Here is a 21,801-nt window from a genome sequence, read left to right on the forward strand (position 1 = left end):
AAGAGCCGAATCCGAACGGATCAACCGCGATGCGAACGAAGCTTTGCGGCATTCACTCGGCCTGTAACCCCCGGCCGGCGCACGATTCCGAGGACGCTGTGGACCAGCCTCATGAGCTCAGCGAGGGACGCACCATGACCTCCCTCGACACCGCCCTCACCGCCTACATCTGGGCCGACGGCTCCGCCGTCCCCGGCCGGCATCCCGAGTCCGTCCCCGATCGAGCCCTCCGCGCCCGTGTCGAGGGCCTGATCGAGCGAATGGATGCCGTGACCCCCGGCGCCGACGCCACGGATCTCGCCGCGTGGGCCGACCGCACCGTCCGCGCGCTCGTGGCCGAGCGCGATGACGTCGGTGAAGCCGGCATCCGGGCTCTCTCGGCCCTGCTCAGCTGGACCTGGCGCTGATCAGACCTGACCGCGCGGGCACGGCTGCCAGGTCGCACGACGGCGCCGCGGGGCCATCGATGTCGGCCACCAGGCCACGAATCGCGAGAACAGCTGCGAGAAGGCGGACGGCGCGGGGCGTGCGGGGAGCATGACTCCAGCCTCTCGACCGGGCCTGCGCCCGCGCATCATCGCAGAGGACGAAACGCATCCCCCTCGGGGATGATCCCTACTGCGCGAGCAGCGTCGGATCCAGCGCTTCGGCCGCCGCTTTCGCGGCCACGGGCAGCGCCTCGAGCACGCGACCGAGAGCGACCTCGTCGTGCGCCGCGGTGAGGAACCACGCCTCGAACACGCTCGGGGGCAGCGAGATGCCGGCATCCAGCATCGCGTGGAAGAACGGCGCGTACCGGTACGACTGCTGCGTGAGCGCCGTGGCGTAGTCGAGGGGCACCTCGGGCAGGAACGCGACACCGAACAGCGAGCCCGCGCGCGGGACGGCGTGCACGACGCCCTCCGCCGTCAGGGCGGCATCCAGCGCATCGGCGAGCTGCGCGGCTGCGGCGTCGACGGCGGCGTAGACCTCGGGAGTCGCGAGCCGCAGCGTCGCGAGACCCGCGGCGACCGACAGCGGGTTCCCCGACAGCGTTCCCGCCTGGTACACCGGGCCCAGCGGCGCGAGGTGGTCCATGATCTCGGCGCGACCGGCGAGGGCCGCCAGAGGCATGCCGCCGCCGATGACCTTGCCGTACGTGAGGATGTCGGGCAGGTAGCGCTCGCCCTGCGACGCCTGCAGGCCCCAGAAGCCGGCGGGGTGCACGCGGAATCCGGTGAGCACCTCGTCCATGATCAACAGGGCGCCGTGGCTGTGGGCGATGTCGGCCAGCGCCGCGTTGAAGCCGGGGAGCGGCGGAACGACTCCCATGTTGGCCGAGGCGGCCTCGACGATGATCGCGGCGATGTTCTCGCCGTGCACCGCGAACACCTCGCGCACGGCGTCGAGGTCGTTGTACGGCAGCACGAGCGTCTGCGCGGCGATCGGAGCGGGGACACCCGCCGAACCGGGCAGCGCGAGCGTGGCGACCCCCGAGCCCGCCGCAGCCAGCAGCCCGTCGGAGTGCCCGTGGTAGTGACCGGCGAACTTGATGAGCAGATCGCGGCCGGTGACGCCGCGCGCCAGACGGATCGCCGTCATGGTCGCCTCGGTACCGGTCGACACCAGACGCACCTTCTCGATCGGCTTCAGATCGCCGACCTGCACGCGCTGCGCGACGAGATCGGCGAGCTCGACCTCGGCTCCCGTGGGCGCCCCGAAGGACAGACCACGGGATGCCGCGGACTGCACCGCCCCGACCACCTCGGGGTGCGCATGGCCGAGGAGCGCCGGACCCCATGAAGCGACGAGATCCACGTACTCGCGACCCGCGGCATCCGTGATCCGCGGGCCGGACGCCGACTGGACGAACCGCGGCGTTCCACCCACGGAACCGTACGCGCGCACGGGCGAGTTCACGCCACCCGGGATGACGTCCTTGGCGCGGGCGAACCACTGGTCGTTGAGATCGGTCATGGCATCCATTCTTCCGGGCAGCACGGGGAAAGGGGTCGGATCCCGACGCTTCACGGCCACCCGACAACCCCGCAAGACAGGGCTCAGAGCTCGGCGCGCAGCCAGCGGGCGGCCTCGACGGCCCAGTACGTCAGGATCGCGTCGGCGCCGGCACGGCGGATGCCGAGCAGGCTCTCCATGATCGCGCCCCGACGGTCGATCCAGCCGTGAGCGGCGGCAGCCTCGACCATCGCGTACTCGCCCGACACCTGGTAGGCCCAGACCGGCACGTCGACCGACGCCTTCACGTCTGCCAGCACGTCGAGGTACGGCAGGGCCGGCTTGACCATGACGACATCGGCGCCCTCTTCGACGTCGAGCAGCGCCTCGCGTACTCCTTCGCGGCCGTTGCCGGGATCGAGCTGGTACGAGCGGCGATCACCCTTCAGCTGCGAGTCGACGGCCTCGCGGAAGGGGCCGTAGAACGCGCCCGCATACTTGGCCGAGTACGCCAGGATCAGGGTGTCGGTGAATCCCTCGGCATCCAGCGCCTCACGCACCGCACCGACCTGGCCGTCCATCATTCCCGACAGGCCCAGCATGGCCGAGCCCGCGCGCGCCTGCGCCAGACCCATCGCCGTGTAGCGATCGAGCGTCGCGTCGTTGTCGACGGCGCCGTCTTCGCGCAGCACGCCGCAGTGGCCGTGATCGGTGAACTCGTCGAGGCACAGGTCGGTCTGCACGACCACCGCGTCGCCGACCTCGGCCACGACGGCCTCGGTGGCGAGGTTCAGGATGCCGTTCGGGTCGTCGGCCCCGGAACCCACCGCGTCACGCGTCTCGGGCACGCCGAACAGCATGACGCCGCCGATGCGCTGCTCGGCTGCCTCGGCCGCCGCGCGGCGCAGGGAATCGATCGAGTGCTGCACGATGCCGGGCATGGAGCCGATGGGGCTCGGCTCCGTGATGCCCTCGCGCACGAAGAGCGGCAGGACCAGCTGCGAGGGGACGAGGTGCGTCTCGCGGGCGAGACGACGGACGGCGGGGGTGCGGCGCAGACGCCGCGGGCGGTGCTCGGGAAAACTCATGGGGTCGATTCGTCGGAGTTCAGGGGGAAGCGGGCGACGGCGTCGATGAGGGAGTCGACCGTCTGGGTCTCGGCCACGACGTCGACGCTGAGTCCGGCGCGCTTGGCATCCTTGGCGGTACGCGGCCCGATCGCGGCGATGACCGTGGATGCCGGGATCTCGGGGAACTGATCGACGACCTGCTCGGCCACCGAGCCACTGGTGACGAGGATGGCGTTGATACGCCCCGACTGCACGTCGCCCGCGATCTTCTCGGTGACGGGGACGCCGACCGTGCGATAGGCGACGACGCTGCGCACGTCGTGCCCGGCCTCGATGAGCAGGCGCGTGAGCACCGGCTTGGCGATCTCGCTGCGGAGGGTGAGGACCGTGCGCGGCTCGGTCTCGAGCTCGATCATCTGCTCGGCCATGCCCTGGGCGGAGTTGTCACGCTCGGGGACGAGGTCGACGCGATAGCCGACAGCCTGCATCGCAGCCGCCGTGGTCTCACCGACGACCGCGACCTTCGTCTCGGCGGGGATGACCGCCTTGTAGGCGTACAGCACGTCGACGGTGGTGGCGCTCGTGAGCGTCAGCCAGTCGAAGGCGCCGGCGGCGAGATCGGCGAGGGCCTCATCGAGCGTCGCCTGGTCGTTCGTGGGGGCGAAGTTGATCAGCGGCGCGATCACGGGCACGGCGCCGAGCTGTCGAAGGCTCGCGGCGACGCCGTCGCCCCAGGGGCCACCTCGCGGCACGAGGACGCGTCGACCGGCAAGGGGTTTCGGCACGCTGCCCGTCGAGGGGTTCGGCGTGTGCTGATGGCCTTCGTTCATGTGGTCGACTCTCGTGGTACCAGATCGGCCGCCCCGCGTTCGAGCAACCGACGCGCGGCTTCTTGGCCCGCTCGCGTCGCTTGCGCGATCGGTCCCCCGTCGTCGGCAGCATCCGCTCCATTGCCACTGCCCGTAGTGTCCCCACCATACCCCGGGTCGAGACGCACCGTCCGGTCTATGCCGATCCGTTGCGTTCCATCGAGAGCGTAGACGACCGCGCGCAGGCGAAGGTCGCCCTCCACGAGCGAGGCGTGCGTGCCCACGGGTGCGCTGCACCCGGCATCGAGTGCCGAGAGAACCGTGCGCTCGGCCGTGATCGCCACGCGCGTACGTTCGTCGTCCAACTGGGCGAGGGCGGCGTAGATCTCGGCATCGATATCGTCGCGCGTCTCGACGGCGAGCGACCCCTGCCCCGGAGCCGTCGGCCACTCCGACAGACCCAGCTCTTCGGCGAGAAGGCCGCCGAGGTCTCCGCCCAGCCGCGAGATGCCCGCGGCCGCGAGGATCACGGCATCCAATTCTCCGTCGCGTACCCGGGCGAGACGCGAGTCGACGTTGCCGCGGATGTCGTGGATATCGACCCGCGGGTTGTGACGCAGCGCCTGGGCGATGCGGCGGGGCGACCCGGTTCCCACGCGCGCCCCCGCGCCGAGGGCGCCCAGAGGCGTGCCGTCGCGGGTGACGACGACGTCGCGCGCGTCCGCACGCGCGGGCGTCGCCGCGATGACGAGACCGTCGGGCTGCTGGGTCGGCAGGTCTTTGAGCGAGTGCACGAGGAAGTCGCAGCGATCCGCCGTGAGAGCCTCGCGCAGACCGTTCGCGAACACCCCGCGCCCGCCCAGCTGCGACAGCGAGGCGCGGTTGACGTCGCCCTCCGAGACGATGGGCACCAGTTCGACGAGACGACCGGATGCCGCGGACACGGCGTCGGCGACCATCTGCGACTGGGTCATCGCCAGATTGCTGCGGCGAGTGCCGAGACGCAGGGGCGCGGTCACTGAAGGATCTCGGGGATCTCGTCGAGAGTGACCAGCCGACCGGTGTAGAACGGCACCTCCTCGCGCACGTGGCGACGGGCCTCGGTGTACCGCAGGTCGCGCATCATGTCGACGAGGTCGGTGAGCACGTCGGCTTCCATGGGCAGGAGCCACTCGTAGTCGCCGAGGGCGAAGGACGCCACCGTGTTGGCGATGACGCCCTTGTACGCCGAGCCCTTCTTGCCGTGCTCGATGAGCATCTCGCGGCGCTCGGCCTCGGGCAGGAGGTACCACTCGTAGCTGCGCACGAAGGGGTACAGGCACAGCCACTGCTGCGCCTCGATGCCCCGGAGGAAGCCGGGCACGTGCGAGCGGTTGAACTCCGCGTCGCGGTGCACGCCCATGGCGTTCCACGTGGGGAGGAGGTTCTTGAGCAGGTCGGTGCGGCGCAGGCGTCGCAGGTCGCGCTGGAGCGCCTGGGGATCTTCGCCGTGCATCCAGACCATGAGGTCGGCGTCGGCGCGCAGACCGCTCACGTCATAGAAGCCGCGCACCGTGACACCGTCGGCCTCGATGAGCGAGACGAGATCGGCGAGTTCGGTCGCATCGGCGGCGGTGACCGCGTTTTCGGGATCGCGGCGGAAAACCGCCCACAGCGTGTACACAGAGGAGGAGCTGTCGTCGGACATACTCCCAGTCTCGTCCGCTCGGGGCGGCGGTCCAAACCGGTTGACTCGCCGACGAACCACCGCCACGTGCGCACGCCGCTCCCCCGTTGGTACTGTGCGACGACGGCGTCGGAGGACGTCGAGCGAAAGGCGTGCCGATGTGGTTGTACGACCTGCCCATGTACCTGGGGCTGCCGCTGTTCATCGTCCTGGTCGTCGGAGGCTCGTGCGCGATCCTGCTGGCGCTGCGGAAGTGGGTTCGCCGGGCGGCACCTCGCGGTGAGGAATGGGACCGCGTCCTCAGCTACGCGGTCGGCGTCTACGGCGTCTTCTACGGTGTCACCCTCGCTCTCATCGCCACGGCGGCGTACAGCAACTTCACCGAGGTCGACGGCGTGGTCCTCGAGGAGTCGTCGTCGCTCGCCTCGCTGTATCGCACCGCGGCCCTCCTCCCCGACCCTCAGGGCGACGAACTGCAGGCTCAGATCACCCAGTACGCCCGCAACGTCATCGACCTCGATTGGCCACGACAGCGGCGTCTGGAGATTCCAGCCGAGACGGATGCCAATGTCTCGGCCATGCAACGGGCGATCGGCGCCGTGCAGCCGACGACGGCCGCCGAGACCCTCTACGTGCAGCAGTCCCTCGATCAGTTCCAGCTGCTGGTGGAGAACCGCCGCGACCGCATCGCGCTCACCCACCTCGCGCTGCCGAGTGTGCTCTGGATCGTGCTGGGCGTCGGCGCGGTGCTCAACGCGATCCTCCTCGGGCTGATCGAGGTGCGGAACCTGCGGGTGCACCTGTTGATGTCGAGCATGCTCGCGCTGTTCGTAGCCCTGCTGCTGTACGCGATCGCCGGGTTCGACCACGCCTACGCGGGCCCGATCGCCGTGACACCGGAGTACTTCGAAGACCTGTTGAAGGGTCTCTTCGCGAACGAACCGTAGGCGGGGCCGGGCGCCGGGTCACCGGTGGGTTGCCGGGGTCACGGCATCCGTTCAGGGACCGTCCCTCGGAGACCACGGCCGACACACCGCTGGATCACCCCCGATCCGGCGCGTCGCGGCCGAAATCCGCAGGACGGCGGCGCTCGGGCCCCGGGAACGGCGAAGCGGCCCGACCTCCGGAGGGAGACGGGCCGCTTCGGACGATCTCAGCGCGTGTAGGCGCGGACGATGCCCCAGACGGCCAGGCCGACGAGAGCGGCGACGCCCGCGACGGCGGCGGCAGCGACAGCGGGGTTCTGCTGAGCCTTCTCGCGGATCTCCCGCACCTTGCGGTCGACGGCTTCGCTCGCGCGACGCGGGGCGTTGGCCTTGACCTCGATGGCCGCGAGAGCCGCCTTGAGCTCGGCTCTGGCCGATTTCACCGGGTCGGTGATGCCCAGGGGCACCGCCGTACGCGGGACGGGGACGGGACGATCAATACTCATCGCGGGCCTCCTTCACGATCCGGACGTCTTCGGAGATGGCCTGGCCGGGGTTCTCGCGCTTCGAGAGCTTCTTGAATCGCGAGTAGCCCAGCAGGGCGAGGATCGCGGTGATGACGATCATCACGCCGAAGACGACGAGTGCCGACAGCCAGACGGGCCACCACGACGACAGCCCCGCGATCACGAAGGCGAAGAACACCGGAATGGCCCAGAAGACGACGATGAGGGCGCCGACGAACCATCCGGCGCCGATCCCGGCGTCTTTCGCCGTGCGCTGCGCCCACGCCTTCGCCCCGTTGATCTCGGCGACGACGAGGTTGCGCACCAGCTCGGGGATGTCGCCGATGAGGGTGAACAAGCTGTCGTCGGAACGATCGCGGAATCCGCGCGGAGTGGTCATGCGTCAGCTCCCGGACGAGGTGGAGCCGCTCTTGGCCGCACGCGCGCGCGTGGTGGCCGACTTCTCCGCCTGCTTCGCGTCGTCGACGGAGTCCTCGACGACATCGGCGACCTCGTGGGCCGACTGCGTGGCGGCGCGTCCAGCGCGCTCGACGCGCTCCTGCACGGTGCCGGAGTGGCTGGCGGCGCCGGTGACCGACTTCGCGCCCTTCCACACCACGCCGGGGACCGACTTGAGGGCGGAGACACCGAACGCCTTCACCTTCTCGACCTGTCCCTGGACGACGGGCTGGTCCCAGACCTTCGCGGCCTGAGTCTTGATCTGCTCGTACCGGTCGCGGCCTGCCCGTGCGCCGAGCACGTAGCCCGCCACGAGTCCGACGACGAGTGCTGCTTTGCCCCTCATGGGGTCTCCTCACGCTCGAACGAGTGCTGGTCGAGTCTCACAGTAGTCACGTATGCCGCGATCGGCATCCGCCCTTGACAGGGCGACCCGGTCGAGTAGGGATCGCGGTCAGCTCGACCAGAGCGCATCGCTGCGCACACGGTCGGCCTCATCGCGAGCGTCGGGAACGACCTGGGCGAGTCCCGTTCCCGAGATCCACGCGCCGGTGACGCCGAGACCCCGCACGGCTCGCACGGCGCCCCGCGCGGCAGCGGTCTCAGCCGCCCGCCCGATGGTCGCCGCGGGCTGCGACTGCACGTAGCGCACCCGATGGGCGTCGCGGAGAGCGGATGCCGACAACTCGACACCCAGCATCGCCGAGGCCTCCGAGAGGGCCAGGGCGGCGGCCGCGTCGTCGTCGAGAGCGGCGGTCGCGGGCTCTTCGCCCTGCGCTCCGAACGAGACGCGGACGACGTGGATGCCGGGCTCAGCGGCATCCCGAACCCAATCCCACTTCGCCGTGGAGTGCGTGAGCGCCTTCGCGACGTGGCTTCCGGGAACGGTGAGCACTCCGGTGCCGCGCGGAGCCCGGTCGAGCGCGGGGGCATGGACGACCAGGGTGACCACCTCGACGACGGGAGCGACCGGGTCGCCCACCTCGAGACCGGGGACGACGGGAGCGAGAAGTTCGCGCGCCGGCCCCTCGGGGAGGGCGACGATCACGGCCCGGGCCGGCAGCGGCTCGTCGTCGGCGGAGGTCGCAACCGCCCAGCCGTCGTCGGTGCGAGCCAGGGAACGGGCGGAGACCCCGGTGCGCACCTCGACGTCGCTGTCGCGCAGGTGCGCGACGAGAGCGTCGACGAGACGGGACATGCCCCCGGCGATCCCCTCGACCGCGCCGCCCGGGGCGGCGTGTTTCGCGGCACCGCCCGACACGATGGGGACGTCGGAGGCCGGAGCATCGGCGGGACGCGTGGCCGCGCGGCTCGCACGGAGGTCGGCGACGGCACCCGTGAGCGACCCGGTCCGCGTGAGCGCGGCGTTCAGCCCCGGGGCCGCCAGATCGACGTCGATGTCGTCGGGGCGAGCCGAGTAGACCCCGCTCGTGACCGGAGCGACCAGGCGTTCGAGCACCCGCGCACCCAACCGCGACCGCACGAGCTTTCCGAGGCTGTGCGCATGACCGATCGTCAGCGGAGGACGGAGACGATCGAGGTACGCCCGCCACGAACCCGACCAGCCGATGACGCGTCGCACGTCGGGGGCGAAAGGATTGTCGGGGATGCCGAGCACCCCGCCCTTCGGCAGCGGCGCCGCCCCGACTCCCGGGACACCCGCGACCCACGCGCCCGCCGGGTTGGGCGAGACGATGTCGTCTGACAGACCGAGTTCGTCGAGGAGCTTTCGCACGATGCCGCCGCGCGTCGCGAAGCTCTCGGCGCCGACGTCGAGCGTCATCCCGCCGACCTCGGCGCTTCGGAGGACTCCGCCGAACACCTCGGATGCCTCGAGCACCGTGACCTGCAGGCCGACCTTCGCGCACTCGCGCGCCGCGACCAGACCCGAGATGCCGCCGCCGACGACGACGACCCGCGTCTCGTGAGCGTGACGGACGAGCCGGTCGAGGGGCTCGCTCACGCGTCTTCTCCGTGGGCGCGGGCGACGATGCGGGTCAGCACCTCGGGATCGGTGTCGGGCGGCACGCCGTGGCCGAGGTTGAGGATGTGCGCGCGCGCCGCGCGACCACGGGCGAGCACGTCGTCGACGTGCGCGGCCAGGACCGGCCACGGAGCGCCCAGCAGCGCCGGGTCGAGGTTTCCCTGCAGCGTCACGTCCGGGCCCACGATCGCCGCGGCCTCGTCGAGCGGCATGCGCCAGTCGACCCCCACCGCGTCGGCGAGACCGCCGAGGCGCATGTCGTCGAGAAAGGCCCCCGTGCCCACGCCGAAGTGGATGCGGGGGACCTCGATCCCCTCGAGGGCGGCGTGAGAATGCGGGGCGATGAACTCGCGGAACGTGGCGGGCGAGAGCGACCCCGCCCACGAGTCGAAGAGCTGCACGGCCTGGGCACCGCCGTCGATCTGCGCGTCGAGGAACGCGCGCGAGACCTTCGACAGCCACCCGGCCAGACGGTGCCAGGACTCCGGGTCGGCGTGCATCATGCCGCGCGCCCGCAGGTGCTCCTTGCTCGGCCCGCCCTCGACCAGGTAGGCGGCGAGAGTGAAGGGGGCACCGGCGAACCCGATGAGGGGAACCGCCTCGTCGAGCTCGGCGGTGACGCGCCGGGCCGCCTCGCGCACCGGCTCGGCCGCGGCGGCGACGTCGTCGGGGTCGATCGCGGTGATCCGCGCCACGTCGTCGGCAGTGCGGACGGGGTCGGCGAACACCGGGCCGCGACCCGGCTCGATCACGACGTCGACGCCGGCCAGACGCAGCGGCACCACGATGTCGCTGAAGAAGATGGCCGCATCCACCTTGTGGCGACGGATGGGCTGGAGGGTGATCTCCGCCGCGAGGTCGGGAGTCAGACATGCGTCGAGCATGCGGGTGCCCACACGAAGCTCGCGGTACTCGGGCAGCGAACGCCCAGCCTGACGCATGAACCACACCGGCTGCCGCTCGGGACGATCGCCACGGAGGGCACGGAGCAGGGGCGCGTCGAGAGAGGCCATGGCATCCATCCTTCCACCCGCGCCTGGGGAAGACGGGGGATGCCTTGACGTCGAGAGGCCGCCCGGAATACCCCGGGGAACGCGAGCGTAGAATATGGATGTGCTGCTGTGCGTCAGCGCGAGTCACAAGACCGCGTCCTTCGATCTCCTCGAGCGGCTCAGCGTACCCGCGACACCCGTCGCCCCCCTGATCGCCGAGCACGACGAGTGCGTCCAGGGCGCCGTCGTCGTCGCGACCTGCAACCGCTTCGAGGCGTACGTCGACATGGACGAGCCCGTCACCGCCGCGGTCGCCCTGGGTATCGAGGCCACCCTCGCGGCGATCGAGTCCGCCACCGGCGTCCCCGCCAGCGAGCTCGAAGGCTCCTACACCGTCCTCGGCGGCAGCGACGTGGCCGAGCACCTGTTCTCGGTGGCATCCGGTCTCGAATCCGTCGTCGTCGGCGAGGGCGAGATCGCGGGCCAGGTTCGCCGCGCCCTCAACGAATCGCGTCAGCTCGGCACCACCTCCGCCGAGCTCGAGCGCCTGTTCCAGCGCGCGTCCGAAGCCCAGCGCGGCGTCAAGAACTCCACCGCGATCGGTCGCGCCGGACGCTCCCTCGTGCGCCTCGGCCTCGAGCTCGCCGACAGCCGGATCGCCGACTGGTCGACCCAGCGTGTGCTGCTCGTCGGCACCGGCGCCTACGCCGCCGCCACCGTGGCAGCCTTGCGCGACCAGGGCGCCGAAGACATCTCGGTCTACTCACCGTCGGGCCGGGCCGCGAAATTCTCGGTGAAGCACGGCCTGCGGGCCGTCTCGGCGGAGACCTTCCCGAGCGCCGTCGCCCACGCCGATCTCGTGATCACCTGCACCACGAGCGAGAACCACGTGCTCAGCGCCGCGACCTTCGCCGCGGGTCGGGGCGCGTACGAGACCGCCGTCGACGGCGCCGCGGGCGTGTGCCCCGTCGACCACACCGCGCGCCGACTCGTGATCGACCTCGGTCTGCCCCGCAACGTCGACCCCGACGTCGCCACCGTCCCGGGCGTCGACCTGCTCGACCTCGAGACGATCCGCCTGCACGCCCCGCTCGAGGAGCTGCAGGCCACCGACGCCGCGCGCGACCTCGTGCGCGACGCCGCCCGCCGCTTCACCTCGGTCGGCGAACGCAAGAACATCACGCCCGCCGTCGTGGCCCTACGCGCGCACGTCTTCGGTGTGCTCGACGCCGAGGTCGCCCGCGTGCGCGCCCGCGGCGACGAGGGCGGCCAGACCGAGCAGGCACTCCGCCATCTCGTCGGCGTGCTGCTGCACACCCCGACCACCCGCGCGCACGAACTCGCCGAGACCGGTCGCGCCGACGAGTACATCGACGCCCTGTCGGCACTGTTCGGCATCGAGGTCGCCGACCCCGCCGGCTCGGCTGCCTCGGTCGCCGAGCGTCGCGGTATCGCCGACGCGGGCTGAGGGCCCCGCCTTCGCGCACTCCGCCCTCGGGCGTTTGTCGCGCGCGCGTGTCCGCCTGGGCTGCGGAGGACATGACGCGAGCGGAGGACCACGCACGCCGCATCCACCCTCCCCTCCCAAAATCCCCTCCCCCCGAGCAAACTCCCGCGCTGCGGCACGCGCCCCGAGCAGGGAGGACATGACGCGAGCGGAGGACCGCACACGCGGCATCCACCCTCCCCTCCCAAAATCCCCTCCCCCGGAGCATGCCCCCCGACTTTCCACGACCGTCGGGCAGGATGGATGCCGTGGGCACACCGGCATCCGAGGTCTATTCCGTCGCGGGAGAACGTCGGCGCGGAAACGCGCCGAGGTGGGCGGCGACGCTCGTGCTGGGGCTGCTGCAGATCGAGGAGGACGCACCGTCGGTGTCGGAGACCGTGATTCGTCGGGTCGACGGATCGCTCGTCAGACGGCTGAAGCCGGGCAGTGTCTCGCATTTCGAGAAGCAGATCTCCGAGGTCACCGCCGACCTCGCATCGATGGATGCCGTGCCCTTCGCGCGGAAGTGGATCGCCGAGCCCGACGCGGCCCCGGTGGGCGACGAGACGGCATCCGGCTGACACCTCGTCGCCGGTCCGACGCCGTCAGCGGCGTGTGGCCCCGCGGGGAACACCGCCCGGACAAGAGCGGACGCGCGAGAATGGTCCCATGAGCCTGCGCATCACCGACGACCCCGCCGCCGACGAGCTGCTGTCGAGCAATCCGCTCGCTCTGCTGATCGGCATGCTGCTCGACCAGCAGGTCGCGATGGAGACGGCGTTCGCGGGGCCCCTCAAGATCCAGGAGCGCACCGGGTCGATGGATGCCGGCACGATCGCGGAACAGGACCCCGACGACTTCGCCGCCGCGTTCTCGCAGTCGCCCGCGGTGCACCGCTACCCGGGTTCGATGGCGGGGCGCGTGCAGGCGCTCTGCGCGGCGATCGTGGAGGACTGGGACGGCAAGGCCGAGAACCTGTGGACGCGCGACGATCCCGACGGCAAGACCGTGCTGAAGCGCCTGAAGGCGCTCCCCGGCTTCGGCGAGCAGAAAGCGAAGATCTTCCTCGCCCTGCTCGGCAAGCAGCGCGGTTTCGACGGCGCCGGCTGGCGCGAGGCGTCGGCCCCCTACGGCGAGGACGGTTCGTTCCGCTCGGTGGCCGACATCGTGGACCCGGAGTCGCTCATCAAGGTGCGCGAGACCAAGCGGGCCGCGAAAGCGGCCGCGAAGGACGCGACGACGACGTAGGCGCTGCCTCCTTCACCGGAGAGACCTGATCGCGAGGCCGACCGCCCTCACCTCACGGATGCGGCGCTCGTACGTGGCCGCGATCACGATGAGGAGCACACCGGCGATGCCGAGCCACAGCCACCACAGGCCGGAGGCGCTCTCGTAGAGCGACGTGATCCACGGCCAGAGCTGGGCGACGGCGTGGACGATCAGCACGATGCCGCCGAGCAGAACCGGGGCCTGCCACCGGAACCGGGCACCGACCAGCAGCGTCGCCAGAGCGATGACGCCGAGAGCGAGGACGCGCCACAGCGCGTTGCCGCTCGAGAAGTCGAACAGCAGCGAGGGGACGAGCAGCAGCGCCAGACCGATACCGAGTGCCGGCCACGTCCGCAACGCTGGACGCTGACGGAGAGTCCGGATGCCGTGGACCAGGAGCGCCGCAGCGAGCGGCGCCGTGGCGGACTCCACGGGATCGGCACTGCCGAGAACGATGGCCAGGAGCGCGAGGACGGCCGACAGGCCGATCGCGGCCCACCGCACGGCCGCATCCCGCCACCACAGACCGACGGCGAGGACGGCGACGAGCGTCACGACCAGACGCAGGGGGCCCTCGCCCGTGGCCGAGAGACGGGTGGCGGTGAGAGCCACCGCGACAGCGGGAGCGGCGATCGCGAGAGCCTGGGACAGCCCGGGCAGGACGTCCGTGCGCCGACGGCGGAGGAGGACGGCCGTGACCACCAGAGGAACGGTCGCGGCGACGAGCCAGAGGTCGAACAGCGCCGTCGCGAGCTCGTGCAGGCCGCGCAGCGACGCGGCCACGATCAGCCCGAGGGAGGCGACGGCGATCAGCGGGGTCGCCCGCGGGGCGAGCGCGCCGCGAAGCAGAACAGCCCCGACCACCAGCACGGCGATCGCCGCCAGCGTCACGCCGATCGCGCGCACTAGCGACGCGTCGGCGAGCGCCGCTGAGGGCAGGAGTCCGACCGCCGCACCGCCGACGGCGAACAGCACCGAGGCCGGGGCGACCGGGCGGCGACGGTCGAAGAAAGCGGCAGCGATCCACACGAGCGCGAGAGGAACGGTCGCCCACTCGATCGGGCGGACATCCGCCCCCACGCCGATGAGGGCGACGAGGCCCGCTCCGGAGTGCGCGGTGATCGCGAGCGGCATTCCCCCGAGCCGGTGGCGCACGCGCAGGGCGGCGACGCCGACGGCACCGAGCAGCACGACCGCGAACACCATGCGCCCGATCGGGCCGCCGTCGACGGCGACCAGCACAGCCGATCCGAGCGCGAGGAGTGCGGCGGCCCCGACCAGAGCGCTGCGCGCGGACGACCCCGCCCACGGGGCCGGGCGTCGCGCGACGCCCGCGGCGGCTGCGCCGATCGCCGCGACCGACACCACGACGACGAGATCCGCGATGCCGATGCCGCCCCGGTCGACGGAGCGGACGAGCTGCGCGACCGTGAGCAGCACGAGCGCGAGCGCCCCGGCGGCGGCGACCGCGACGGGGAGTTCGTCGGGGGTCCGCGGCGGACGTACCCAGGCCCCGACCACCAGGACCGCGGCCGAGAGGACCGCAACCGCCAGCACGTGGACGAGATCTCCCGGGGCCGAGAGGGCGCTGGGAGCGAGCGCGACGGTGGTTCCCGCGGCGGCGATCACCGCGGGCGTGACCGCGGAACGATCCCCTCCCAGCCGCCGAGCGCGCTCGTGACCGGCCGCGATGCCGAGCAGCGCGATGCCGACCGGCACGGTGAAGAGCTCGACGGTCTCGGTCTGCTGCCAGAACAGTCGCGTCCACAGCGCGAGGGTGCCCAGCACGAGCGCGAGCCAGATGAGGTGCCGGCGCGGACCGCGAGAGCGGAAGAGACCGTCGCCGTCGGTCGCCCACAGCACAGCGGTCACCGCCGCGAGCAGGAGCGGAAGCCACCGGACTCCCTGCGAGGGGACGACGACGATCGACAGGGCGACCACGAGCGCGGCCCCCGCGTCGAGGCAGGCACGGGTGGACGTGTCCGCGCGGAGGAGGCGCAGGGCCGCCGCGGCGCTGACGAGGGCGATCGCCGCATAGACGATCGCCGGCACCAGCGGCAGCGGCTCGATCAGCCGGAGCGCAGAACCGGCCGCGCCCGCGACGAGCAGGGGCGTCATGACCGCCGCGAAGGGCCGCGCGACGCGCCACGGCCGGTACGGCGTCGTGAGGACAGCCGCCGACGCGACCGCGGCGACCAGCGCGCACACGAGCATCCAGCCGTCGGCCGCGGTGCCCGTGCGGAACCACAGCGCGGGGGCGGCGACCACCACGATCGCCGACAGGGCGGCGACGACGCCGGCGCTGCGTTGCGCGACGTCGAGACCCCGCCGTCGCCAGAGCGGGGCGACGACGGCGACGAGACACAGGGATGCCATCGCGAGAGGAACCGTGGTCGGCGTGGCGCCGGCGATGACGAGGTCGGCTCCGGCGCGCAGCGCCCCGGGAACGAGGACGGCGCTCCCCGACAGGAACAGGACGACCCCGACCGTGGACGGCACCCGGATACCGGGATGCGCGCCGGCGACCGCGGCGAGCACGGCGGCGACCACGACGCTGGACAGCCCCCACGCGAGCGGAGAGGAGAACGACGACAACCACCCCGCGCCGAGGGCGAGGAAACCCCCGACCGCGGCGAGGGAGATGTCGCCGCGACGGCGGCGGAGGACGATGACGGCGACCACGGCGAGCGCCAGGTACCAGGCGACCACGAGGATCACGACACGCAGCTGAGGTCCCGCGAGCAGAGCGACGGCCGCCCCGGCGATCAGCGCGGGAGTGCGGCGCTGCGCCCACGATCCCGACAGACGCCAGACCGCGACCGCGAGCAGGACGATTGCCGCGAGTGCGATCACGGCCGCCGTGCTGACGGCATCCGGGGCATCGAGGTCGAGGGCGGACCGCCCGAAGACGACGATCGACCGAACCGCCACGGCTCCGACAGCATTCATCGCGGCGACCAGCGGCAGGATCGCGGCGACGGCGGCGGCGATCGCCGCGGCCAGAGAAGCGACGACGACGGTCGTCCGCCCGAGGCCCGGAGCGGCGCGACGCGCGGCGGCGTCGAGCCCCAGCGCGACGGCCGAGGCGACGAGCACCGGGACGGTGACCGACAGGGTCGCGTCGACCGCACGGACGACCGTGCCCGCGATCTCCACCCCGAGGACGACGACCGCGGCCACCGCGGCCGTCGGCGCCAGGCTCGCGGCACCTCGGCGCGCGAACGACCGGGCGTGGAGGGCGAGACCGAGGGCGAGCACCGCACCGAGGACCGCGGGGGTCGCTGTGCTGCGCGGGTCGACGATCAGGGCGGAGGTCATCGCGACGACCGCACCGACGGCGGCGAGACCCCGGACGACCGCGATCTCGATCGTCAACGCCGGGCGAGGAGCCCGAGCGAGGAGCGGCGCGAACGGTGCCGCGAGGGCCAGAAGCAGCAGCACCAGCCCCCACGCGTACCACCCGAGGGCCGCATCGCGCGTGAAGAGACCGGCGACCAGCATCGCGGGCCCGACCGCGAGGGCCGCGACGGCGACCGAGAGCGGAGCGCGCAGGCGCGACAGACGCGACCAGCCCACGAACGCGGCACCCGCGACCACCGTCGTCGCGCCCCAGTACACGCTCGGTTCGAGGCTCGCCGCCCCGCCCAGGTCATTGGCGCGGACGGCCCAGACATCGAGAGCCACGAAAGCGATCCCGAGCAACGCGATGCCCTCGGAGGTGGCGCCGAGACCGCGTCGGCGCAGGAACGACGCGGTGGCGATGATCGCGGCCGTGACGAGTCCGATGATGACGGAGCGCAGGACGAGGCCGCCGCTGATCCACGCGACGGTGAGGAAGAAGGCCGCGGCCACGGCGAGGAGGACCACGCCGACCGACAGGAGGAAGACCTGGACGCTCGAACGCCGGGGCGCGGACGGCCCCGCGGGAACGGGTGAGGACGGCTCCACGGGGGGAACACCGTCGGGCGGGGGCACGGCCGGGGAGCCTGGTCCCGGCTGGACCCGCGGCCCCGGGGGGATCACCGGCCCCGACGGTGGCGCGAACACCACGTCGGCGGCTGCGACCGGAGCCGATGCCGTCGTCGAGAGTGGTGCGGGCGCAGCCGCGATCGAGTCGCCCGGGGGCGCCGCCACCGGGGATGGCAGCACCGGGTGGAGCTCGGGCGCCGGGGGAGCCGGCATCCGCTCGTCTTCTGCGCGGGCTGCCGCAGCCGCGGCCTCCGCATCACGGTGCACCCGCATGAGGACGTCGGCGCGCTCGTCGACGAGCGCGACGATCCGCTGGGACAGTTCGAGCACACGCGCCGTGCGCGCATCGGTCAGGTCGAGACCGCAGGAGGCACACGGGGATGCGGCGATCGGCGTGAAGCACGACGGGCAGCGCGAGGTGTCGACGAGTGCGCCCGGCCCCGGCGGCCATGCGAACCCGGAGAGTTGTGCCCCAGCGTCGACTTCCGTCATCGTGCCCCCTCGGCGTCGGTCGTCGCCCCAGGCTAGCGAAGTGCGAGGGCGGCGCCGAGGTTGTCCACCGCGTCCCTCCTCCCCAACCGGGGCGGCGAGCTCAGTGGCGCGGCGCGGAGCCCCCTGTCGTCTCCTCGAAGACCGTCTCTCCTGCCCGCACGGTCCGCACGACGCGCGCGCTCAGCAGCGTGGCCGCGCCCTCGGCGAAGGGGTCGGCATCGAGGACGGCGAAATCCGCCACGAAACCGGGGGCCAGCCGCCCGCGCCAGTCGCCGTCGCCCACCGAGGCCGCCGTGTCGCGCGTGGCGTGGGCGATGCTGTCGGCCAGCGGCAGGGCGAACTGGGGATGCACCGCCGGAACCGACGTGTCCAGCGCAGAGGCCCGGGTCGTCGCGACGTACATGTTCGCGAGAGCGTCGTACGGGGCGGTCGGGGCGTCGGTCGAGAAAGCCAGCAGCGTCCCCGCCTGCTCGTACTCCGGCCACGCGAAGGCTCGGTCGGCGCGCTCGTCGCCCAGCATGGCGGCCCAGTTCGGGTAGATCGCCGGGTCGGCGTGCACGGGCTGCATGGATGCCGTGACCCCGAGGCGTGCCATCCGCTCGGCGGTTCCGGGAGCGGCGTACTCGAGGTGCTCGATGCGGTGGCGCCGGGGCAGCTCGCCGTTGGCGGCGTAGGCGCGCTCGAGCGCGGTGAGTGCGTCGTCGCTCGCGGCGTCGCCGATCGCGTGCATGGCGATCTGCAGGCCCGCGGCGTCGGCGGCGCCCACGACCGGCGCGAGGTCGATGAGCGGCCAGATGGGTGCGGCGTTCGATCCGTCGGCGTAGGGCGCGCCCATCGCCGCCGTGCACGCGTCGATCGTGCCGTCGAGGATGAGCTTGATACCCACCACCCGCACCCACGACGATCGGGTGCGCTCCACCAGCTCGATCACGCGGTCGATCTGCGCGAGGTTCTGTTCGCGATCGCCCGTGTTCTCGACGAGCCAGTGCGCGGCGAGCCGGATCGGGAGCGTGCCACCGTGCCGCTCCGCCGCCCGCTCGAAGGCGGCGAGGCCGTGCTCGTTGAACGCCATGTCCACCACGCCGACCACCCCGGCGCGCACGTATGCGTCGATGACGCGATCGACCGCCGCATCGCGCTCGGCGTCGGTCGTCGAGGAGTCGCGGCGAGCCCAGGCGTACCGGATCGCGGCCGTCTCGAACAGCATGCCGTTCGGCTCCCCGTCGACGTCGCGGCCGATCTCGCCCCCGAGCGGATCGGGAGTGTCCCGAGTGATGCCGAGTTCGGCCAGAGCGGCGGAGTTCACCCAGCACGAGTGGTAGTCGTTGGCATCCAGGTACACGGGGACGTCGGAGACGACGGCGTCGATCATCGCCGCGGTCGGAGCCCCGCCGGGGACCGAGTCGAAGAGCCACCCGCGACCCCAGATCGCCGTCGCATCGGGCGCTGCGTCGCGCGCCTCGCGAAGGAGCGCCTGGATCGCATCGAGCGAACGCGCGTCGGTCAGCGGCACCTGCGCGAGGGCCGCGCCCATCATCAGCAGGTGGGTGTGGGCGTCGGTGAAGCCCGGGAGCACCACGGCTCCCTCCAGGTCGACCACCGTGTCTGCGGCGAACGCCAGCGCCTCGGATCCGATGGCGGCGATCGTCTCGCCGTCGACGGCCATGGCATCCGTCCACTGCCGACTCGGATCGGTGTGGGCGGTGAAGATCCGCCCCCCGCGGTAGAGCGTGCGCGTCATGCTGCCTCCTTCGCGGCGCGCTCGAGCCGTCGGGAGAGCACGCCGATGATGCCGGCCGGAACGGCCAGGACGAAGCTCGCCAGGGCGAGCGTGAGGGCGAAGCCCTGGTATCCCAGGAACCCCACCAGGGATGCGCCGATCACCGGCGTGAGCGCCGAGCCGACGAGGTAGGTCGCCAGCAACGGACCGGACCACCGACCGTCGACGTCGAGGGCCGAAGCGGTGGCGACGAAGTACATGAAGGCGACCGCGTAGATCGTGTTCCACGCGATGAAGACCACGACGAAAAGGGTCGGGTCGGACACGGAGCCTTCGACGATCTTCAGGATGCCGCCGGCCACCAGCAGCACGACGAGCGGGATGCCTCGACCCAGGCGATCGCCGACCGCGACGAGGGCGATCGTGCCGAGCAGGCCGCCGGCGGTGGCACCGCTGAGCGCGAGACTGAGCCCCTCGGGCGTCAGACCGGCGTTGTCGGCGCCCATGACCCCGGCCATGGCCCACAGCGAATCCTCGCTCGCGGCCCACAGGGCGAAGACCACGAGGAGCACGAAGCCCGCGATCGTGACCACGCGCGAGGGCGGCGCGGCCGTGCGGAGGGTTCCGGTGGGCGGCACCTCGATGGGGACGGCTTCGCCGACCGCCGCCGCCGCGTGCACGCTGGCGGCCGGGGCTGCCGGCATCCACGAGACCGTCAGCAGGGCGATGAGGCTGAACAGTGCCATCGACCCGAAGACGTCGAGCGGGGCGAGACCGATGAGCGGGACGACGGCGAGGATGATCGTGATCAGGCCGCGATTGGCGAGACCGTTCAGGCCCGCCACGCGATCGGGGTTGCGGAACGCGGCGAGCGCGGCACCCGCGGCGGCGACGGCCCCGCCCGCGCCGACACCGCCGACCAGCAGCCCGGTCACGACGAAGGCGGGGAGGAGCGCCGCAGCACCGAAACCCACGATCGCGAGGATCAGGCCGACCCGCGCGACCAGGCGGCGGCGCGGTCCCGCGCACGCGGGGGCGACGGCGAGGCCGACGAGGGCGGTGAGGAGCAGGGTGGCGGTGACGATCCAGCTGGCGGTGAGCACGTCGGCACCGATACCGGCCTGGACGGCGGCGATCATGTACGGCGACATGTTGACGCCGAGGTAGCCCGCGATACCGACGAGGAACGTCGAGGAGGCGGTGGGGAAACGGATGGGGAGCCGGGCGGCGCCGACGGATGTCGGAGTGGTCTGAACGGGAGTGGACACGGGAACCTCTCGGGGGAGCCGGCGAGCGGCGGACACGGGATGGGCCGGGACGCGTCGTCGTCGAGCGCGTCCGGTGACCCGAGGCTAGGGACCGTGTGTTTCGGTCTCCGTGCTCGTTGTGTTTCCCTGACATTAAACGTTTAAGTACGCGAGCCCGCAAGACTTCGCCGCACGGTCACCCCGATCCCGCGTCCGGTAACGTCACTGCTCGTGACCCCGCGCAAGCCGACGCTCCACGACGTGGCCGCCGGCGCGGGCGTCTCGATCGCCGCCGCGTCCTTCGCACTCCGGGGGAAATCGGGGGTGTCTGCTGAGACACGCGACCGCGTGACGGCCGTCGCCCGCGACCTCGGCTATTCGGTCAACATGCCCGCCCGGAACCTCCGCACCGCCCGATCGGGGGCCGTCGGACTCCACCTCCCGGCGGGAACGACCCACCTCCCGTACTACACCGACTTCGCCTTCGGAGTCGTCGATGCCGCGGATCGCCGCGGACTGTCGGTGATCCTGCTCCCCCATCGCGACGACGCCGCGAGCGGCGCCCCGGCATCGTTCGTCGACGGATATGTCGTGGTCGACGCCTCGATCGAGGATGCCGGCATCCGAGCCCTGCTCGACTCCGGTCGTCCCGTGGTCAGCGGCGAACACGTCTTCGGCGGGATGGGACGCACGAGTGCGAGCGTCGCCATCGATCACGCCGCCGCCCTGCGACGTCTGCTCGCCCACCTGAGCGAGCGCGGGGCGCAGCGCATCGCGGCGGTCCTCCCTCCCGACGGGACCGCATGGAGCCGGGAACTCGCCGAAACCTACGAGAGCTGGGCCCGCGAGCGCGGCCTCGACGGCCTGTCACGAACCGTGTCGTTCGTGCCGACGGCGGCCGAGATCGCCACCGTGGTGACGGAGATCGTCGCCGACCCCACCGTGGACGCCGTCGTCATCGCCCCGAGCGGATCCGCGGCGACCGCACTCGCCGCCGCCGCCCGCGCGGGGCGCCGGGTCGGCGACGACCTGCTCGTCGCTGCCTGCGTCGACGAGCCCGCCCACGCCCTGCTGTCACCGCCGGTCACCTCGATCGACCTCGCCGCGCGCGAGCTCGGTGCGGCATGCCTCGAGCTGCTCGTCGAGGTCTGGGATGCCGAGACCCTCGCCGATCCCGTCCGAGTCGCCCACCCGCGTCTCGTCGTGCGCGACAGCACGGCCGGACACGGGGGCGATCCGGGCGAGACGCTGCACCCCGCGACCTAGGG

Annotated in this window: 20 protein-coding genes; 6 read left to right on the forward strand and 14 right to left on the reverse strand. The window is 72.1% G+C overall.

The window, feature by feature from the left end:
• Positions 1-134: 134 nt before the first annotated feature.
• Entirely contained in the window at positions 135-407 is a 273-nt protein-coding gene (locus DEU35_RS10625) for a hypothetical protein (RefSeq protein WP_147301860.1), read from the forward strand.
• Here the strand turns inward: DEU35_RS10625 and DEU35_RS17450 are convergent, their stop codons facing one another.
• The 6 genes from DEU35_RS17450 to hemQ form a co-directional block, all read right to left on the reverse strand.
• Positions 408-539 (reverse strand): hypothetical protein, encoded by a 132-nt coding sequence (locus tag DEU35_RS17450; RefSeq protein ID WP_258027907.1) that lies wholly within the window; start codon positions 537-539, stop codon positions 408-410.
• 76 nt (positions 540-615) lie between these two features.
• Positions 616-1,956: a glutamate-1-semialdehyde 2,1-aminomutase gene (gene hemL, locus DEU35_RS10630; RefSeq protein WP_116239711.1), complete on the reverse strand. Its 1,341-nt coding sequence runs from the start codon at positions 1,954-1,956 to the stop codon at positions 616-618.
• 83 nt (positions 1,957-2,039) lie between these two features.
• The gene (hemB, locus tag DEU35_RS10635; protein WP_116239495.1) at positions 2,040-3,023 is read right to left on the reverse strand and encodes a porphobilinogen synthase; all 984 of its coding nucleotides are present in this window, start codon (positions 3,021-3,023) and stop codon (positions 2,040-2,042) included.
• Positions 3,020-3,835: a uroporphyrinogen-III synthase gene (locus DEU35_RS10640; RefSeq protein WP_116239496.1), complete on the reverse strand. Its 816-nt coding sequence runs from the start codon at positions 3,833-3,835 to the stop codon at positions 3,020-3,022. The genes hemB and DEU35_RS10640 overlap by 4 nt, the downstream gene beginning before the upstream one ends.
• Complete coding sequence (gene hemC / locus DEU35_RS10645) at positions 3,832-4,833, reverse strand: hydroxymethylbilane synthase (protein WP_116239497.1); 1,002 nt, start codon at positions 4,831-4,833, stop codon at positions 3,832-3,834. Before hemC ends, DEU35_RS10640 begins: the two co-directional genes overlap by 4 nt.
• A complete protein-coding gene (hemQ, locus tag DEU35_RS10650) occupies positions 4,830-5,501 on the reverse strand; it encodes a hydrogen peroxide-dependent heme synthase (protein ID WP_103208063.1) in 672 nt (223 codons plus the stop codon). The genes hemC and hemQ overlap by 4 nt, the downstream gene beginning before the upstream one ends.
• A gap of 137 nt (positions 5,502-5,638) precedes the next feature.
• On the opposite strand from hemQ, the gene DEU35_RS10655 reads away from it, so the two are divergent.
• Positions 5,639-6,427, forward strand: coding sequence for a DUF4239 domain-containing protein (locus DEU35_RS10655; RefSeq protein ID WP_103208060.1), 789 nt, complete (start codon positions 5,639-5,641; stop codon positions 6,425-6,427).
• 206 nt (positions 6,428-6,633) lie between these two features.
• Here DEU35_RS10655 and DEU35_RS10660 read toward each other — a convergent pair whose 3' ends face one another.
• The 5 genes from DEU35_RS10660 to hemE form a co-directional block, all read right to left on the reverse strand.
• Positions 6,634-6,912, reverse strand: a complete 279-nt coding sequence (locus tag DEU35_RS10660) for a hypothetical protein (RefSeq protein ID WP_103208057.1) — start codon at positions 6,910-6,912, stop codon at positions 6,634-6,636.
• Positions 6,902-7,312 (reverse strand): phage holin family protein, encoded by a 411-nt coding sequence (locus DEU35_RS10665; protein ID WP_103208054.1) that lies wholly within the window; start codon positions 7,310-7,312, stop codon positions 6,902-6,904. Before DEU35_RS10665 ends, DEU35_RS10660 begins: the two co-directional genes overlap by 11 nt.
• A gap of 3 nt (positions 7,313-7,315) precedes the next feature.
• Positions 7,316-7,717, reverse strand: a complete 402-nt coding sequence (locus tag DEU35_RS10670; protein WP_174799712.1) for a hypothetical protein — start codon at positions 7,715-7,717, stop codon at positions 7,316-7,318.
• 108 nt (positions 7,718-7,825) lie between these two features.
• A complete protein-coding gene (gene hemG / locus DEU35_RS10675; RefSeq protein WP_116239498.1) occupies positions 7,826-9,334 on the reverse strand; it encodes a protoporphyrinogen oxidase in 1,509 nt (502 codons plus the stop codon).
• A complete protein-coding gene (gene hemE / locus DEU35_RS10680; RefSeq protein WP_116239712.1) occupies positions 9,331-10,368 on the reverse strand; it encodes a uroporphyrinogen decarboxylase in 1,038 nt (345 codons plus the stop codon). The genes hemG and hemE overlap by 4 nt, the downstream gene beginning before the upstream one ends.
• Positions 10,369-10,468: 100 nt before the next feature.
• Between hemE and DEU35_RS10685 the strand changes: the two genes are divergently transcribed.
• The 3 genes from DEU35_RS10685 (at position 10,469) to DEU35_RS10695 (ending at position 13,084) form a co-directional block, all read left to right on the forward strand.
• Positions 10,469-11,815 carry a glutamyl-tRNA reductase gene (locus DEU35_RS10685; protein WP_103208591.1) on the forward strand — a complete coding sequence of 449 codons (1,347 nt, stop codon included), beginning with the start codon at positions 10,469-10,471 and terminating at the stop codon, positions 11,813-11,815.
• Positions 11,816-12,093: 278 nt separating this feature from the next.
• Positions 12,094-12,417, forward strand: a complete 324-nt coding sequence (locus DEU35_RS10690) for a hypothetical protein (protein WP_103208045.1) — start codon at positions 12,094-12,096, stop codon at positions 12,415-12,417.
• A gap of 88 nt (positions 12,418-12,505) precedes the next feature.
• Positions 12,506-13,084 carry an HhH-GPD-type base excision DNA repair protein gene (locus DEU35_RS10695; RefSeq protein WP_103208042.1) on the forward strand — a complete coding sequence of 193 codons (579 nt, stop codon included), beginning with the start codon at positions 12,506-12,508 and terminating at the stop codon, positions 13,082-13,084.
• Positions 13,085-13,096: 12 nt separating this feature from the next.
• Here the strand turns inward: DEU35_RS10695 and DEU35_RS10700 are convergent, their stop codons facing one another.
• The 3 genes from DEU35_RS10700 to DEU35_RS10710 all read right to left on the reverse strand — a co-directional run bounded on the left by DEU35_RS10700 (position 13,097) and on the right by DEU35_RS10710 (position 20,554).
• Complete coding sequence (locus DEU35_RS10700) at positions 13,097-17,566, reverse strand: SCO7613 C-terminal domain-containing membrane protein (protein WP_116239499.1); 4,470 nt, start codon at positions 17,564-17,566, stop codon at positions 13,097-13,099.
• A gap of 100 nt (positions 17,567-17,666) precedes the next feature.
• On the reverse strand, positions 17,667-19,307 hold the full coding sequence (locus tag DEU35_RS10705) for an amidohydrolase (protein WP_116239500.1): 1,641 nt from the start codon (positions 19,305-19,307) through the stop codon (positions 17,667-17,669).
• Entirely contained in the window at positions 19,304-20,554 is a 1,251-nt protein-coding gene (locus tag DEU35_RS10710) for an MFS transporter (RefSeq protein ID WP_116239501.1), read from the reverse strand. The genes DEU35_RS10705 and DEU35_RS10710 overlap by 4 nt, the downstream gene beginning before the upstream one ends.
• Positions 20,555-20,764: 210 nt before the next feature.
• On the opposite strand from DEU35_RS10710, the gene DEU35_RS10715 reads away from it, so the two are divergent.
• Entirely contained in the window at positions 20,765-21,799 is a 1,035-nt protein-coding gene (locus tag DEU35_RS10715) for a LacI family DNA-binding transcriptional regulator (protein ID WP_116239502.1), read from the forward strand.
• Positions 21,800-21,801 lie beyond the last annotated feature (2 nt).

It is taken from the genome of Microbacterium sp. AG157 (assembly GCF_003385695.1).
GTDB lineage: Bacteria > Actinomycetota > Actinomycetes > Actinomycetales > Microbacteriaceae > Microbacterium > Microbacterium testaceum.

Coding starts and splice junctions, on each gene's coding strand:
- DEU35_RS10700 (WP_116239499.1), bottom strand. CDS start 17,566: ATGACGGAAGTCGACGCTGGGGCACAACTCTCCGGGTTCGCATGGCCG.
- DEU35_RS10695 (WP_103208042.1), top strand. CDS start 12,506: ATGAGCCTGCGCATCACCGACGACCCCGCCGCCGACGAGCTGCTGTCG.
- DEU35_RS10625 (WP_147301860.1), top strand. CDS start 135: ATGACCTCCCTCGACACCGCCCTCACCGCCTACATCTGGGCCGACGGC.
- hemE (WP_116239712.1), bottom strand. CDS start 10,368: ATGGCCTCTCTCGACGCGCCCCTGCTCCGTGCCCTCCGTGGCGATCGT.
- DEU35_RS10690 (WP_103208045.1), top strand. CDS start 12,094: ATGGATGCCGTGGGCACACCGGCATCCGAGGTCTATTCCGTCGCGGGA.
- DEU35_RS10665 (WP_103208054.1), bottom strand. CDS start 7,312: ATGACCACTCCGCGCGGATTCCGCGATCGTTCCGACGACAGCTTGTTC.
- hemQ (WP_103208063.1), bottom strand. CDS start 5,501: ATGTCCGACGACAGCTCCTCCTCTGTGTACACGCTGTGGGCGGTTTTC.
- hemB (WP_116239495.1), bottom strand. CDS start 3,023: ATGAGTTTTCCCGAGCACCGCCCGCGGCGTCTGCGCCGCACCCCCGCC.
- DEU35_RS10670 (WP_174799712.1), bottom strand. CDS start 7,717: ATGAGGGGCAAAGCAGCACTCGTCGTCGGACTCGTGGCGGGCTACGTG.
- DEU35_RS10655 (WP_103208060.1), top strand. CDS start 5,639: ATGTGGTTGTACGACCTGCCCATGTACCTGGGGCTGCCGCTGTTCATC.
- hemL (WP_116239711.1), bottom strand. CDS start 1,956: ATGACCGATCTCAACGACCAGTGGTTCGCCCGCGCCAAGGACGTCATC.
- DEU35_RS10705 (WP_116239500.1), bottom strand. CDS start 19,307: ATGACGCGCACGCTCTACCGCGGGGGGCGGATCTTCACCGCCCACACC.
- DEU35_RS17450 (WP_258027907.1), bottom strand. CDS start 539: ATGCTCCCCGCACGCCCCGCGCCGTCCGCCTTCTCGCAGCTGTTCTCG.
- DEU35_RS10660 (WP_103208057.1), bottom strand. CDS start 6,912: ATGAGTATTGATCGTCCCGTCCCCGTCCCGCGTACGGCGGTGCCCCTG.
- DEU35_RS10640 (WP_116239496.1), bottom strand. CDS start 3,835: ATGAACGAAGGCCATCAGCACACGCCGAACCCCTCGACGGGCAGCGTG.